Raw genomic sequence first — 14141 nt, 5'->3', positions numbered from 1 at the left:
CAGGGATGAGCAGAGCAGTAGATGAGGCGAAAGGCAAAAGTAATGGGCGGATTTATCGGAGGAATGATCGCTGGCGCGGTCGTTGTTTTGATTGCGGGCGCGGTTTTGTCACTGAACACTCCGCTGAACAGCAAACCCCAGATCGCAACGAAAGCGCCTGAACCTGCGCCGGTCGAACCGGCAGAGGTGCCGGATGAGGTCGCAGCGGCTGGATCAGACGCCGATCTGGTCGAATTGCCGCCCCGTGGGCCAAAAGTCGCCGAAGAGGAAACGGATGATCTGGCCGATCTGGCCGGGGTCGAAAAGGCCCCCGACAGCCAACCCGCGCTGGAGAATGAGGTTCAGGCGCTTGACCAGCCTGACTTGGCCGAGACGACCGAGGTTGCCGTTGCCACCGACGCGCCCGTAGCACCTCCGGCCCCGGTTGCGGTTCCGGCTTCTCTTGAAAAAGAGGTGGAGCCGGTTGTCATCGATCAGGCACCTGAGCCGCCCGCGCCGGAAACGACCGAGGTCGCTTTGCTTGAGCCCGAGCCGCAGCCTGAACCCGAGCCTCAGCCGGAGCCTGTTGCTTTGCCCGAGGTCTCGGAACCCGCGCAGGAGCCTGAGGAAGAGAACCCGTTCGAAAACAGCCCGATTGCGGTTGAAGGCGACGAAGACGCGCTGCCGCGCAAGCTGCCCCGGATCGCCGCTTTGCCGCAGATCGGCGGAGAGCAGGCTGCCGAGGGCAACTCCACCGTTGGAACCAGGGTGGTACCTCTGACGGAACGGGACGAAGAACCGATCACAACCGAAGCACCTGCCGAAGTGCCGGTTGGCAAACCGATTGAAGCGTTCGCCGCGTCTTTCCAGAACCCTGAAGCCAAACCGCTCATGTCGATCATTCTGATTGATGACGAAGGCGCGTTCGGGGCCGAGGCGCTGCAGGATTTCCCATATCCGATCAGCTTTGCTGTCAGTCCATCTGACCCCGCCGCCGCCGAAAAGATGGCCCGCCACCGCGCCGCCGGGTTCGAAGTTCTGGCGATGGCCGACCTGCCCGAGGCCGCAAGCGCGCAGGATGCCGAGGTGTCGATGGCCGTCTGGCTGGACACTCTGCCCGAGACGGTCGGAATTCTGGAAGGGACCAGCACCGGTATTCAGGGCAACCGTAAACTGGCCGATCAGGTTGCCGCGATTGCCGGTGGAACCGGGCGCGGCCTGATCACGCAAGACAATGGTCTGAACACGGTGCAGAAGCTGGCGGCCCGCAACGGTGTGCCCTCGGGCGTGGTGTTCCGCGACATTGATGGCGCGAGGCAGGATCCGAAGATCATGCGCCGCTTCTTGGATCAGGCCGCCTTCCGCGCCGGCCAGGAGGGGACGGTCGTGATGCTGGGCCGCGTGCGCCCCGAGACCATTTCGGCCCTGTTGTTGTGGGGTCTGGAAGATCGCGGCAGCCGGGTGGCGATGGCTCCGATTTCGGCAGTCATGATGCGGGAAATTCAGTAGTACCGACTGCGAAAAACAGTTTGAGGGGCGGCGGTCAACGGACCGACCGCCCTTTTCTTAGCTGTTGCCCGAGCCGGTAAACCGCGCCGCATCCGCAGCAGCGCGGCGGATGGCGTTGGATTTGTGCACGGTTTCCATGTATTCGGCCTCGGGGTCGCTGTCATAAACAACGCCGCCTCCGGCCTGAATATAGAGCTTGTGATCTTTCACGATGGCCGTGCGCAGGGCGATGCACATATCCATGTCGCCGCCTGCGCTGAAATAGCCGACACCGCCGCCATAGACACCACGCTTTTCGGGCTCTAGCTCGTCGATAATCTCCATCGCGCGGACCTTCGGCGCGCCTGAGACGGTGCCCGCAGGCATCCCGGCAAAGAAGGCATCCAGCGCGTCTTTACCCTCAGCCAACTCGCCCACCACGTTGGACACGATGTGCATGACGTGGCTGTAACGTTCGATGATGAATTCCTCGGTCGGGCGCACGGTTCCGATCTTGGCCACGCGGCCCGTGTCATTGCGGCCAAGGTCCAGCAGCATCAGGTGCTCGGCCAGTTCTTTTTTGTCGGCCAGCAGATCGACCTCGTTCGCCTTGTCCTCTTCCGGCGTTGCGCCGCGGGGGCGGGTGCCTGCGATGGGGCGGATGGTGACTTCGTTGCCGAACACGCGCACCAGAATCTCGGGGCTTGCGCCCACGACCTGAAAACCGCCGTGATTGAAATAGAACATGAACGGAGACGGGTTGGTGCGCCGTAGTGAGCGGTAGAGCGCAAAGGGCGGCAGCGGGAAATCTTGCGTCCAGCGCTGCGCGGGCACGACCTGAAAGATGTCGCCCGCGCGGATGTATTCCTTGGCCTTTTCAACCGCCTCCATATAGCCCGGTTTGGTGAAGTTCGACACCGGCGGCGCGACCTCAGAGGCATCACCCAGATCGCGGGTTTCGGCGGGCATCGCACGTTCCAGATCGCGGACCGCGTCCATCACCCGTTCAGCGGCCTGCGCATACGCCGCCTTGGCCGACTGCCCGTCGCTGACCCATGCGGGGGACACAACGGTCACCTCGCCCTTAACCCCATCCAGCACCGCCACAACCGACGGGCGCAGCATGATCGCATCGGGCAGGCCCAGCGGGTCGGGGTTGACGTCGGGCAAATGCTCGACCAGCCGCACCATGTCATAGCCCAAATACCCAAACAGCCCCGCCGCCGCCTGAGGCAGATCGTCAGGCAACTCAATCCGGCTTTCGGCCAACAAAGCGCGCAGGTTGTCCATCGGGTAGCCGTCCTGCGGCGCAAAGGCGTCAGCGTCGAACCGAGCCGAACGGTTCAGTTCCGACGCCTCACCCCGGCACCGCCAGATCAGGTCGGGCTTCATCCCGATGATCGAATACCGCCCGCGGACCTCGCCGCCTGTGACGGATTCCAGCATGAACGCGTCTTTCTGCGCGCCGGTCAGCTTGAGCATCAGCGAGACCGGCGTGTCCAGATCGGCCGCCAGACGAGTGTAAACGACCTGATTTTCGCCCGCCTCATAGGCGCGCGCAAACGTGTCGAAATCGGGGGTCAGCGCCATGTGGGCCTCGTGTTAATAGCTCGCCTGCACGGCGTTCAGGGCCTGCTGGTCGATGACCGGGCGCGCGCGGGTCTGGGCATCGCGGACATAGGCGTCGAAGATGTTTTGCGCCAAGGCCTGATCCAACTGGGCGGAAAGCGCCTGTTGCATCTGGCGCAGCTCGTCGGTTTCGGCGGGGGGCAGAACTTCGTCCAGACGTACGATCATGGCCGCGCCGTTTCCGCCAATTACGCGCAACTCACCGGGTTCCATCTGAAAGACTTCGGTCATGAAGTTTGGCGGAACATCGTCAAGGAACGCGGTCCGTGTCAGGGCGTTTTCAACACGGAAGGGCAGACCGGTCTCTGCGAAGTCCCCATCTGTGGCCAGTTGTGTTAGAACGGAATTCGCTTGTTCCTGCAAGGCCTTGCCGGTTTCCTCCTGCACCCAGGCGGCGGCAACCCGGTCGCGGGCGCTGTCCAGCGGTTCGGGACGGCGGGGCAGGGTTTCGTTCAGACGCAGCGCGAAGATTGAGCCGTCTTCGAGGAAGCCAATCTCGGGGAAATCGCCGTCACGCACGGCTTCGGCAGCGGTGCGGAAGCCGTCATAGGCGGCAACACTGTCCGAGCTGTTGCGGGTCCAGTCGATTTGGCCCAGTTCCATTTCGGTCTCGGCGGCCAGTTCTTCCAGCGTCGCGCCACCGGCCAGCATGTCGTTGATGTCCTCGGACTGCGCCTCGATAAGGCGGCGGGCGCGGTCGGATGCCAGTTCTTCGCGCAGGGCAGGCTCGGCTTCCTCAAACGGCACGTTGTTTGCGGCCAGCGATCCGTTGATGCGGAACAGGGCGGGGCCAAACACCGAGGGGAGCGGGCCGACGACGGCATCAATATCGGCGGCAAACACCGCGTCCGCAGCATCGCCGAGGTCTTCCCGCGTCACATCGCCCAGATCAATATCGCTGAGTTCTAGTTCCCGGTCGCGCACTAGCTGTTCAAAGGTCGTCCCGCCGACCTCTAGCTGGGCCTTGGCGTCGTTTGCAGCCGCTTCATCGGGGAAGTTCAGGCGCTCGACCAGACGACGTTCGGGCTGCTGGAACTCGGCGATGCGCTGGTCATATAGACGACGCAGCGAGTCCTCGTCGACCTCGACCGTGTCCACCAACATCTCGGGCGAGAGAAGGGTATAGGTCAGGCGTTTGGTGCGGGGCAGGGTGAAGCGATCCGTGTTTTCTTCGTAAAAGGCCTGAACTTCGGCGTCGGTGGGGTCGGCGACGGGCGTGGTCAGTGCATCGGCACCGACTGTTGCAACGGTAAAGCTGCGCCGTGCGCCGATGTAATCGGTCAGAGTGTCTGTCAGCGTGGCAGGCATCGTCACCCCGCCCATCAGTGCACCCTGAACGATGGTACGGGCCGATTCCTTGCGCAGATCATCCTCGAACTGGGAATCGGTCATCCCGGCCTGTTCAAGTTGGAAGCGATAGGTCTCGCGGTCGAACGTGCCGTTGACGCCCTGAAAAGCAGGGATTGAGACGATTTCCTCTTGCAGGTTTTCGTCGCCAATCGAGATTCCAAGCTGTGCGACCTCATTATCCAGAGCTGCCACCGCTGTCAGCCGCGACAGGGCGAGTTGTTCAAGGCCCAGTTCGCGCGCCTGTGACATCTGCATGGTCTGGCCGGTCTGTGCCTCAACCGCGCGGATTTCGCGCTGCAATTCGCGGACATAGGCATCGACGGACACACTTTCGTCCCCAACTTGCGCAACCGTGCGGATAGTGCCGGTCAGGCTGGTCGCACCAAATCCGGCAAGGCCCAGAAACAGAAGGCCCATCAGAATCCAGACAAAGGTTTTCGAAAGACTTTTAACGCCTGCGGCCATGGTGCCCTCTTGTTTATTGGCAGGTTGCTGCCCTGTCGGTTGCGGCCCTGAATACGATGCGCGCCGCCGGGGGGCAAGCTTAGAAGGACAGCGCCTGCAAACGGTCGAACAATTGGTCGATGCCCGCGCGATCAAGGTTGGCAAACGCGACCCGAACCTGACGCTGCCCTGCGGGGTCGTGGTCCGGCATGAACATGGTGCCGGGCAGCAGCAGAATACCGGCCTCGGCCACCAAGCGGCGGGCCAGTTCGTCCGAGGGAATGTCGTAGGGATGTTCCAGATAGGCGAAGTAGGCGCCAAGCCCCAGCAACCGCCAGCCCTTGGCGGTCAGCTTTGGCATGCCGTCAGCAATCGCCGCGCGCCGATCGAGGATTTCGTCACGTTCACCAGCCACCCATTGCGACAGGTTTTCCATCCCCCAATGCGCTGCGAACTGTCCGATCTGGCCGGGGCAGATGGCGACGGTATCGAGGAATTTCTCGACCTCAGCCAAAAGCGCGGCGCTTGTGGCGATGGCCCCGACGCGGTGCCCGGTCAGGCGATAGGCCTTGGAGAAGGAATAGAGGTGAACGAGCGTCTCGTCCCAGCCGGGTTGCTGGAACAGGTTGTGCGGCGGGCCGCTGCGGCTGTCGAAATCGCGATAGGTTTCGTCCACCAGCAACCGGATGCCGGTTTCGCGAGCCAGATCGTAGAAGGCTTTGACGAGGTCCGAGGGGTACTCGACCCCGCCCGGATTGTTCGGCGTGACCAACGCAATGGCGCGGGTTTTGTCAGTGATCAAGCGCCGCGCGGCTTCGGGGTCGGGCAGAAGGTCATCGCCGGTCGGCAGGTCCACCGTGTGAACACCGGCCATATCCAGCCACATTTTGTGGTTGAAATACCAAGGCGTCGGCAGAATGACCTCATCCCCTTCGTCGGTGAGGGCAGAGATGACCGAGGCAAATGCCTGATTGCACCCCGAGGTGATGCCGATCTGTTCTGGCGCAATCTGCGCGGTGTAATGCGCGCCGATCTGCTGTGCCAGCGCTGCGCGCAGGTCGGCGTTGCCCAAAACAGGACCATAGAGATGCGCGCTGTCTTCGTTCACCGCGAAGTCGGCCATGGCCTGCCGCAGCGCCAGCGGCGGCGGATCAACCGGGGCTGCCTGGCTGACATTGATCAGTGGGCGGTCGGCAGGGAAGGTGACGCCTTCGAGCCAGCGCCGTGCCTCCATCACCGGAGGGGGAAAGGTGGCGCTGGTGCGAGTCTGAGTCATGAGGGGGCTTTTGCGAGGCTCTGCCTCGCGCTCCGAGGTATTTTTGAACAGAAGAAGTACTGGGGTCAGTCCGTGCCCCGGTAGGGCTCGACATATTGCAATGCCATGTCCCACGGGAAGAAGATCCAGGTGTCCTGGCTGACCTCGGTGATATAGGTGTCGACCATCGGGCGGCCTTTGGGCTTGGCGTAGACGGTGGCGAAATGGGCTTTGGGATACATGTCGCGCACCAGTTCCAGCGTTTTGCCGCTATCGACCAGATCGTCGATGATCAGGACACCTTCGCCGTCGCCCATCAGATCGGCGTTGGGCGCTTTGAGCACCTCGGCCTCACCCTGTTCCTGATGGTGGTAGGATTTCACGCTGACCGTATCGACGGTGCGAATGTCTAGTTCACGGCTGACGATCATTGCCGGGGCCATGCCGCCGCGGGTGATCGCGACGACGGCTTTCCATGCGCCATCATCCGGGCCTTGGCCGTCCAGGCGCCAGGCGAGGGCGCGCGAGTCGCGATGAATTTGGTCCCAGCTGATGTGGAAGCCTTTTTCGTGGGGCAGTCGGTCCTTGGCGCTCATGATCTTAGCCCTTTTCGACGTCAGGCGCGTCGACGGCTTTCATGCCGACGATGTGATAGCCCGAATCTACGTGCAGGTTTTCCCCGGTGACGCCGCTGCTGAGGTCGGACAGCAGGTACAAAGCCGATTTGCCCACGTCATCGATGGTCACGTTGCGGCGCAGGGGCGAGTTATATTCGTTCCACTTCATAATGTAGCGGAAATCACCGATGCCGCTGGCGGCCAGCGTTTTGATCGGACCGGCCGAGATCGAGTTGACGCGGATGCCGTCCTTGCCCAGATCCTCGGCCAGATACTTGACCGAAGCTTCAAGCGCGGCCTTGGCGACGCCCATGACATTGTAATGGGGCATGACCTGTTCCGCGCCGTAGTAGGTCAGCGTGACGGCGCTGCCGCCCTCGGACATCATTTTCTCGGCGCGCTGCATGACGGCGGTAAAGGAATAAACCGAGATATCCATCGTCAGCTTGAAATTCGCCCGGCTGGTGTCGACGTAGCGACCGCGCAGCTCGTTCTTGTCCGAGAAACCGATGGCGTGGACGACAAAATCCAGCTTGCCCCATTTTTCCTCGAGCGATGTGAACAGCGCATCAATCGACGCTTCGTCGCTTACATCGCAGGGCAGTACGATTTCGCTGCCCAGTTGCGCCGCCAGCGGATCAACCCGCTTTTTCAGCGCATCGCCCTGATACGAGAAGGCCAGCTCGGCCCCCGCGTCGGACAGGGCGCGGGCAATGCCCCATGCGATTGATTTGTCATTGGCCAGTCCCATGATGAGGCCGCGTTTCCCGGCCATCAACTGATTTGACATGTTTGGTTCTCCGCCTGTCCTTCGCGATGTGTTGCGTTGGTTTATGCCATTGGATGCGCTGCATCAAGGCCGTGCGCTCTTGCCCGCAGCGGGTTATCGCCTTAGGCTCCGGTTCAGGACGTTCCAGGGGATGGAAATGGGCGAACGCGATGGCATCTTTGCCGGCACCGATCCGTTTGAAATAGCGGCACGGTGGCTGGAAGAGGCCGAAAAGACGGAACCGAATGACCCGAATGCGATTGCGCTGGCGACCGTTGATTCCGACGGTATGCCAAATGCGCGGATGGTTTTGCTGAAGGAAATCGAGCCGGGCGCGTTTGTGTTCTACACCAATTACGAGAGTGCCAAGGCGGCCGAGTTGGACAGCGCTGGTAAAGCTGCATTTGTAATGCATTGGAAATCTTTGAGACGCCAGCTACGTGTTCGTGGTACAATCACCCGCGAAAGTGGACCAAAGGCTGATGAGTATTATGCATCGCGGTCGCTCAAAAGTCGTTTGGGGGCGTGGGCTTCACGCCAGTCACAACCCCTAAGCAGCCGGACAGCCCTTATGGCCGAGGTTGCCAAGGTGACGGCGAAACTGGGTGCCAATCCACCGCGTCCCCCATTCTGGGGCGGGTACAGGTTGACGCCGACTGAAATCGAATTCTGGGCCGATGGTGCGTTTCGTTTGCACGACCGGTTCAGGTGGCAAAGGGATGCGCCAGGTTCCAAGTGGCAGGTACAGAGGTTGAATCCATGACGTTCACGTGTCGCGAAATGCAATGGTCGGAAAACAAAAGATTTTTTCAGCTTGAATTTACCTGCCATTCCCATAAACAACAAACCCTTAACGAAACGATAAAATTCGCGATGGGACAACCGTGCCTGACGATATGAACAGCATGTACCGCGTACGTGGACACGTTAAATGGTTCGATCCCGCCAAGGGGTACGGGTTTGTTGTCTCTGACACTGGCGGGCCGGATATTCTATTACATGTGAATGTGTTACGGAATTTCGGCCAGAGCTCGGTCGCTGACGGGGCCGGGATCGAGATAATGACCCATCGCACCGACCGGGGCGTTCAGGCGGTTGAGGTGATCGCGGTCGATCCTCCGGCGCGGGCCGATACCATGCTGCTGGCGGACTTTGCCGAACTGGATCCGGCCGAGATTGCAGCGGCCCCGCTGGAAGCCGCGCGGGTCAAATGGTTCGACAAGGGCAAGGGATTCGGTTTTGCGAATGTGTTTGGCCGGGGTGAGGACGTTTTCCTGCATATCGAGGTTCTGCGCCGGTCCGGCCTTGCCGATCTGCAACCGGGCGAGGCGCTGGCGATGCGTGTGATCGACGGCAAACGCGGGCGCATGGCGGCGCAGGTGCTGGCCTGGGAAGCGGCTCTGGACGACTGATCAACATGAGGCTGCGTCTGACACTTCTGGCTCTGCTTTCAGTACTTTGGGCCGGAGGTGCTATGGCCGCCTGCAGTGCTGGGCGGGTTGATCTGCGCAACGACAAGTCTCAGATTCGGTTTGATGTTGAGCTTGCGATTACGCCGCAGGAACGCTCGCGTGGTCTGATGTTTCGGGAATCGCTGCCCAGCCGCTCGGGAATGTTGTTTGTGTTCGACCCACCGCAACCGGTTGCGTTCTGGATGAAGAACACTCTGATTGCTCTGGACATGATTTTTCTGGACCGCACCGGGACGGTGACGCGCGTGCATGCCAATGCGATTCCCGGCGATCTGAGCATGATCGAAGGGGGCGAGTCGGTCTTTGCGGTACTGGAAATCAACGCAGGTCTGGCGGCCCGGTACCTGATCACACCGGGAACCCAGATGCGGCATGAGATTTTTTCACAAGGCCCTGCAATTTGGCCCTGTTAGGGCTTTTCAAATCAGATTGGCCCGTTTAGGAAGGCGCACGGTCCGGGGCGTGGCGCAGTCTGGTAGCGCACCTGTTTTGGGTACAGGGGGTCGTAGGTTCGAATCCTGCCGCCCCGACCACTTTTCCTACAACGTCGGTGAACCACCCATGTGCTGATAAAGCGCGCCCAAGGCCTGATCCACGGCCTCGCTTTCTACGGGCACCTCTACCGTCGCACCGTTTCTCTGCGGCACATCGAAGAAAAGCCGCGCATCCACCCGATAACCGCCATCAGTCTTTGTTGATGTCAGGCGCATCACGCTTTGGGGCAGGTCTTGCGGGTCGCCGTCATAGTTCAGAATCAGATAGGCAGTCGCGTCCGGCGGCAACAATTCACGGCACTCATAGGTTCGGTTGCCGAGTTTTCGAAAGGACTCACCGGGTCCGGAACAACCGGTTTCGAAAGTGTCGAACAACCGCTTGGGGTGTTGGTCGAACTCAGCGCTACGTGACGCAGGCGGCACATCTTGTTGTGCACAGGACACTAAAACAGCCAGTAGGGGAATGAAGCGAAATACCAGCATCTGTTTGTTTGCCCTCAATTCTTTGCACATCGCACAGGGTTTTTGGGTCGCCAATGCACCGGGTTTGGAGTGATTCTGTCCAAGCCTACCCAGTCGGCCACTGGTTGATCAAACGCTGATAACTATGCTGGTAAAAACGGCAATTTCATCTGGAACCCTCGAAAATAGGCGGAATTTTGCCGTGGATGAAGTTGTGGAGGAATCGTGTCCGCAAGAAACCGGTTCCACTCTGATAGTCGGGTCAACCGAAAAGATTTCAAAAATGACTGAAAAAGGCCGTTGACCTCGTATGGGTTCATACGCCAGATTGTATGAGCCGAAAGTGACCCCACTACATCTGGTAGAAAAGCCGGGGATGGGTACAGGGCAAGGGACGGAAAGCACACCAGACTATCGTGCAGCCGCTTAGCCGGTTCTGCGCTGTTATCGGCAGCGCCCTGTCCTCTGCGTCCGTCATTTTTGGCATGGTGGATAGCTCGGTATTTTCGGGCTCGAAGCTTGGACAAAAGGCTTTTGAATATAGGGCGGCGGACATGAAGATTGACAGGAAATTTACTAAGACAGGGCAGGATGCATACGCAGAGCTTGATTTCGTGTCGGCCACGTCCGAAATCCGCAACCCGGACGGCACGATTGTGTTCCGGCTCGACGAGATTGAGGTCCCCTCAGGCTGGAGCCAGGTCGCCAGCGACGTCATCGCGCAAAAGTACTTCCGCAAGGCAGGGGTTCCGTCCAAGCTGAAAAAGGTCAAAGAGAAGGACGTTCCCGAATTTCTGTGGCGCTCGGTTCCCGCAGAAGGCGCTGAATTCGAGGGCGAAACCTCGTCCAAGCAGGTGTTTGATCGCCTGGCGGGTGCATGGGCTTACTGGGGCTGGAAGGGCGGCTATTTCTCGACCGAGGAAGACGCGCGCGCTTACTTCGACGAGATGCGCTATATGCTGGCGACCCAGCGCGCCGCACCGAACTCGCCGCAGTGGTTCAATACCGGCCTGCATTGGGCTTACGGTATCGATGGCCCGGCGCAGGGGCACCATTATGTCGACTACAAGACCGGCAAGCTGACCAAGTCGAAATCCGCATACGAGCATCCGCAGCCGCACGCCTGCTTCATCCAGTCCGTCGATGATGATCTGGTGAACGAAGGCGGCATCATGGACCTGTGGGTGCGCGAGGCGCGCCTGTTCAAATACGGCTCGGGCACCGGCACCAACTTCAGCCATCTGCGGGCCGAGGGCGAGGCGCTGTCAGGTGGCGGCAAGTCCTCGGGCCTGATGGGCTTCCTCAAGATCGGCGACCGCGCCGCTGGCGCGATCAAATCAGGCGGGACAACCCGTCGAGCAGCAAAGATGGTGATCGTCGACGCAGATCACCCCGATATCGAGCAGTTCATCGAATGGAAGGTGCTCGAAGAACAGAAAGTGGCCTCGATCGTTGCCGGATCGAAGATGCACGAGAAGATGCTGAACGGCATTTTCGAGGCCATTCGCTCGTGGGACGGCTCCGCCGATGACGCCTATAACCCGAACAAGAACGACGCGCTGAAGAAGGCGGTTCGCGAGGCCAAAAAGGTCGCAATCCCCGAGACTTACATCAAGCGCGTACTAGATTACGCCAAGCAGGGTCATGACAGCATCGAATTCCCGACCTACGACACGGACTGGGATTCGGAAGCCTATAGCTCGGTTTCGGGCCAGAACTCGAACAACTCGATCCGTGTAACCAATGCGTTCCTGACTGCTGTCGAGAAAGATGCCGATTGGGAGCTGATCAACCGGACCGATGGCAAGGTTGCCAAAACCGTCAAGGCGCGCGATCTGTGGGAAAAGGTCGGCCACGCCGCGTGGGCCTGCGCTGATCCGGGCATCCAGTTCCACGACACTGTCAATGAATGGCACACATGCCCCGAAGATGGCGAGATTCGCGGCTCGAACCCGTGCTCGGAGTATATGTTCCTGGACGACACGGCCTGTAACCTTGCCTCGATGAACCTGCTGACCTTCCTCAAGGATGGTGAGTTCCAGGCGGCGGACTACATGCACGCTTCGCGCCTGTGGACCCTGACGCTGGAAATCTCGGTGACCATGGCGCAATTCCCGTCGAAGGAAATCGCGCAGTTGTCTTACGACTTCCGCACGTTGGGTCTGGGCTATGCCAACATCGGCGGGCTGCTGATGAACATGGGCTACAGCTATGACTCGGATGAGGGTCGGGCCATCTGTGGCGCGCTGACCGCGATTATGACGGGTGTGGCCTATGCGACCTCGGCTGAGATCGCCGGTGAGCTGGGCGCGTTCAAAGGCTATGAGCGCAACGCAGACCACATGCTGCGCGTCATCCGCAACCACCGCCGCGCGTCGCAGGGCGTCGCGACGGGTTATGAGAAACTGGCCGTCAAGCCGGTGCCTTTGGACCACGGCAACTGCCCGGACAAGCGCTTGGTCGATCTGGCCATGTCCGCTTGGGATGAGGCACTGAGCCTCGGCGAGAAAAACGGCTACCGCAACGCGCAGGCTACTGTGATCGCGCCGACCGGCACCATCGGTCTGGTGATGGATTGCGACACCACGGGGATCGAGCCGGACTTTGCGCTGGTCAAATTCAAGAAACTGGCCGGTGGCGGTTACTTCAAGATCATCAACCGCTCGGTGCCGTCGGCGCTGGAAAAGCTGGGCTATTCGTCGGCGCAGATCGAAGAGATCGTGGGATATGCCGTCGGTCACGGCACCATCGGCAACGCGCCGGGGATCAACCATACTTCGCTGACGGGTCATGGCTTTGGCCCCAACGAGTTGGCGAAAGTGGATGCCGCGCTGGAAAGCGCCTTCGACATCCGGTTCGTCTTCAACCAGTGGACGCTGGGTGAGGATTTCTGCACCGGCGTTCTGGGCATCCCGGCGACCAAGCTGAATGACCCGACCTTCGATCTGCTGCGCCATCTGGGCTTTACCAAGGCGGATATCGACGCGGCCAACGACCACGTCTGCGGAACCATGACGCTGGAAGGTGCACCGCATCTGAAGGAAGAGCACTATTCGATCTTCGACTGCGCCAACCCGTGCGGCAAGAAAGGCAAGCGTTTCCTTGGGGTTGATAGCCACATCACCATGATGGCCGCCGCGCAGAGCTTCATCTCGGGTGCGATCTCGAAAACGATCAACATGCCGAATGATGCGACCATCGAGGATTGCCAGAAGGCTTATGAACTCAGCTGGTCGCTGGGCGTGAAAGCCAATGCGCTCTATCGTGACGGCTCGAAACTGTCGCAGCCTCTGGCCGCAGCGCTGGTCGAGGATGACGATGAGGCGGCGGAAGTTTTGGAAAGCGGCTCGACGCAGGAGAAAGCTGTCGTTCTGGCCGAGAAGGTGATCGAGAAGGTTGTGGTCAAAGAAATGATCCGCAGCCATCGCGAGAAACTGCCCCATCGTCGCAAGGGCTATACCCAGAAGGCGATCGTGGGCGGCCACAAGGTCTATCTGCGGACAGGCGAGTTCGAAGACGGCAAGCTGGGCGAGATATTCATCGACATGCACAAGGAAGGCGCTGGCTTCCGGGCGATGATGAACAACTTTGCCATCGCCGTGTCGGTCGGTCTGCAATACGGCGTGCCGCTGGAAGAGTTTGTCGACGCCTTCACCTTCACCAAGTTCGAACCGGCTGGGATGGTGCAGGGCAACGACTCGATCAAGAACGCGACATCGATCCTGGATTACATCTTCCGCGAACTGGCCGTGTCCTATCTGGACCGCACCGATCTGGCGCATGTGAAACCCGAGGGCGCGACCTTTGACGATCTGGGTCGGGGCGAAGAGGACGGTTTGTCGAACGTCTCGGAAATCAGTGAAAGTGCGGCGACCAAGTCCTTGGAAGTGCTGAAACAAATCAGTTCGACCGGCTATCTGCGCAAGCGTCTGCCGCAAGACTTGATGGTGTTCAATGGCGGACAGAACGATCTGACTGGCATGGCAGAAACCGCCGCCACGTTCGAGGCACCTGCCGAGACGGCGGTTGCGACCGGAATGGACGCCCGCACCAAAGCGAAGATGCAAGGGTACGAAGGCGATCCGTGCGGCGAATGCGGAAACTACACGCTGGTGCGCAATGGCACCTGCATGAAATGCAACACCTGCGGCGCAACAAGCGGGTGTAGCTGAGGGTTGCTAA

General features: G+C 60.3%; 11 protein-coding genes and 1 tRNA gene. 6 read left to right on the top strand and 6 right to left on the bottom strand.

What is annotated here, in order from left to right; genetic code table 11:
- Positions 1-42: 42 nt before the first annotated feature.
- On the top strand, positions 43-1488 hold the full coding sequence (locus ACR0JN_RS03950; protein WP_480884415.1) for a divergent polysaccharide deacetylase family protein: 1446 nt from the start codon (positions 43-45) through the stop codon (positions 1486-1488).
- Positions 1489-1545: 57 nt separating this feature from the next.
- On the opposite strand, the gene trpE is transcribed toward ACR0JN_RS03950, so the two are convergent.
- The 5 genes from trpE to fabI form a co-directional block, all read right to left on the bottom strand.
- On the bottom strand, positions 1546-3057 hold the full coding sequence (gene trpE, locus ACR0JN_RS03945) for an anthranilate synthase component I (RefSeq protein ID WP_480884413.1): 1512 nt from the start codon (positions 3055-3057) through the stop codon (positions 1546-1548).
- Positions 3058-3069: 12 nt separating this feature from the next.
- On the bottom strand, positions 3070-4911 hold the full coding sequence (locus ACR0JN_RS03940) for a peptidyl-prolyl cis-trans isomerase (RefSeq protein ID WP_480884411.1): 1842 nt from the start codon (positions 4909-4911) through the stop codon (positions 3070-3072).
- 79 nt (positions 4912-4990) lie between these two features.
- Entirely contained in the window at positions 4991-6166 is a 1176-nt protein-coding gene (locus ACR0JN_RS03935; protein ID WP_480884409.1) for an aminotransferase, read from the bottom strand.
- A gap of 65 nt (positions 6167-6231) precedes the next feature.
- Positions 6232-6741, bottom strand: coding sequence for a xanthine phosphoribosyltransferase (gene gpt, locus ACR0JN_RS03930; protein ID WP_480884407.1), 510 nt, complete (start codon positions 6739-6741; stop codon positions 6232-6234).
- Between the two features lie 4 nt (positions 6742-6745).
- Entirely contained in the window at positions 6746-7552 is an 807-nt protein-coding gene (fabI, locus tag ACR0JN_RS03925; RefSeq protein WP_480815516.1) for an enoyl-ACP reductase FabI, read from the bottom strand.
- 136 nt (positions 7553-7688) lie between these two features.
- Here fabI and pdxH point away from each other — a divergent pair, with 136 nt between their 5' ends.
- The 4 genes from pdxH (at position 7689) to ACR0JN_RS03905 (ending at position 9536) form a co-directional block, all read left to right on the top strand.
- A complete protein-coding gene (gene pdxH / locus ACR0JN_RS03920) occupies positions 7689-8294 on the top strand; it encodes a pyridoxamine 5'-phosphate oxidase (RefSeq protein ID WP_480885004.1) in 606 nt (201 codons plus the stop codon).
- Between the two features lie 142 nt (positions 8295-8436).
- Positions 8437-8943, top strand: a complete 507-nt coding sequence (locus ACR0JN_RS03915; protein WP_480885003.1) for a cold-shock protein — start codon at positions 8437-8439, stop codon at positions 8941-8943.
- Between the two features lie 62 nt (positions 8944-9005).
- Positions 9006-9416: a DUF192 domain-containing protein gene (locus tag ACR0JN_RS03910; RefSeq protein WP_480884405.1), complete on the top strand. Its 411-nt coding sequence runs from the start codon at positions 9006-9008 to the stop codon at positions 9414-9416.
- A 43-nt stretch (positions 9417-9459) separates the two neighbouring features.
- Positions 9460-9536 (top strand) — tRNA-Pro (locus ACR0JN_RS03905).
- Positions 9537-9542: 6 nt separating this feature from the next.
- Here the strand turns inward: ACR0JN_RS03905 and ACR0JN_RS03900 are convergent.
- Positions 9543-10034 (bottom strand): hypothetical protein, encoded by a 492-nt coding sequence (locus ACR0JN_RS03900; RefSeq protein ID WP_480884403.1) that lies wholly within the window; start codon positions 10032-10034, stop codon positions 9543-9545.
- 479 nt (positions 10035-10513) lie between these two features.
- Here ACR0JN_RS03900 and ACR0JN_RS03895 point away from each other — a divergent pair, with 479 nt between their 5' ends.
- Positions 10514-14131: a vitamin B12-dependent ribonucleotide reductase gene (locus ACR0JN_RS03895; RefSeq protein WP_480884401.1), complete on the top strand. Its 3618-nt coding sequence runs from the start codon at positions 10514-10516 to the stop codon at positions 14129-14131.
- Positions 14132-14141 lie beyond the last annotated feature (10 nt).

The sequence above is a fragment of the Ruegeria sp. G12 genome (assembly GCF_056533565.1).
The sequence above is the reverse complement of the archived record's forward strand: the minus strand, read 5'-3'. Positions and strand labels throughout refer to the sequence as shown.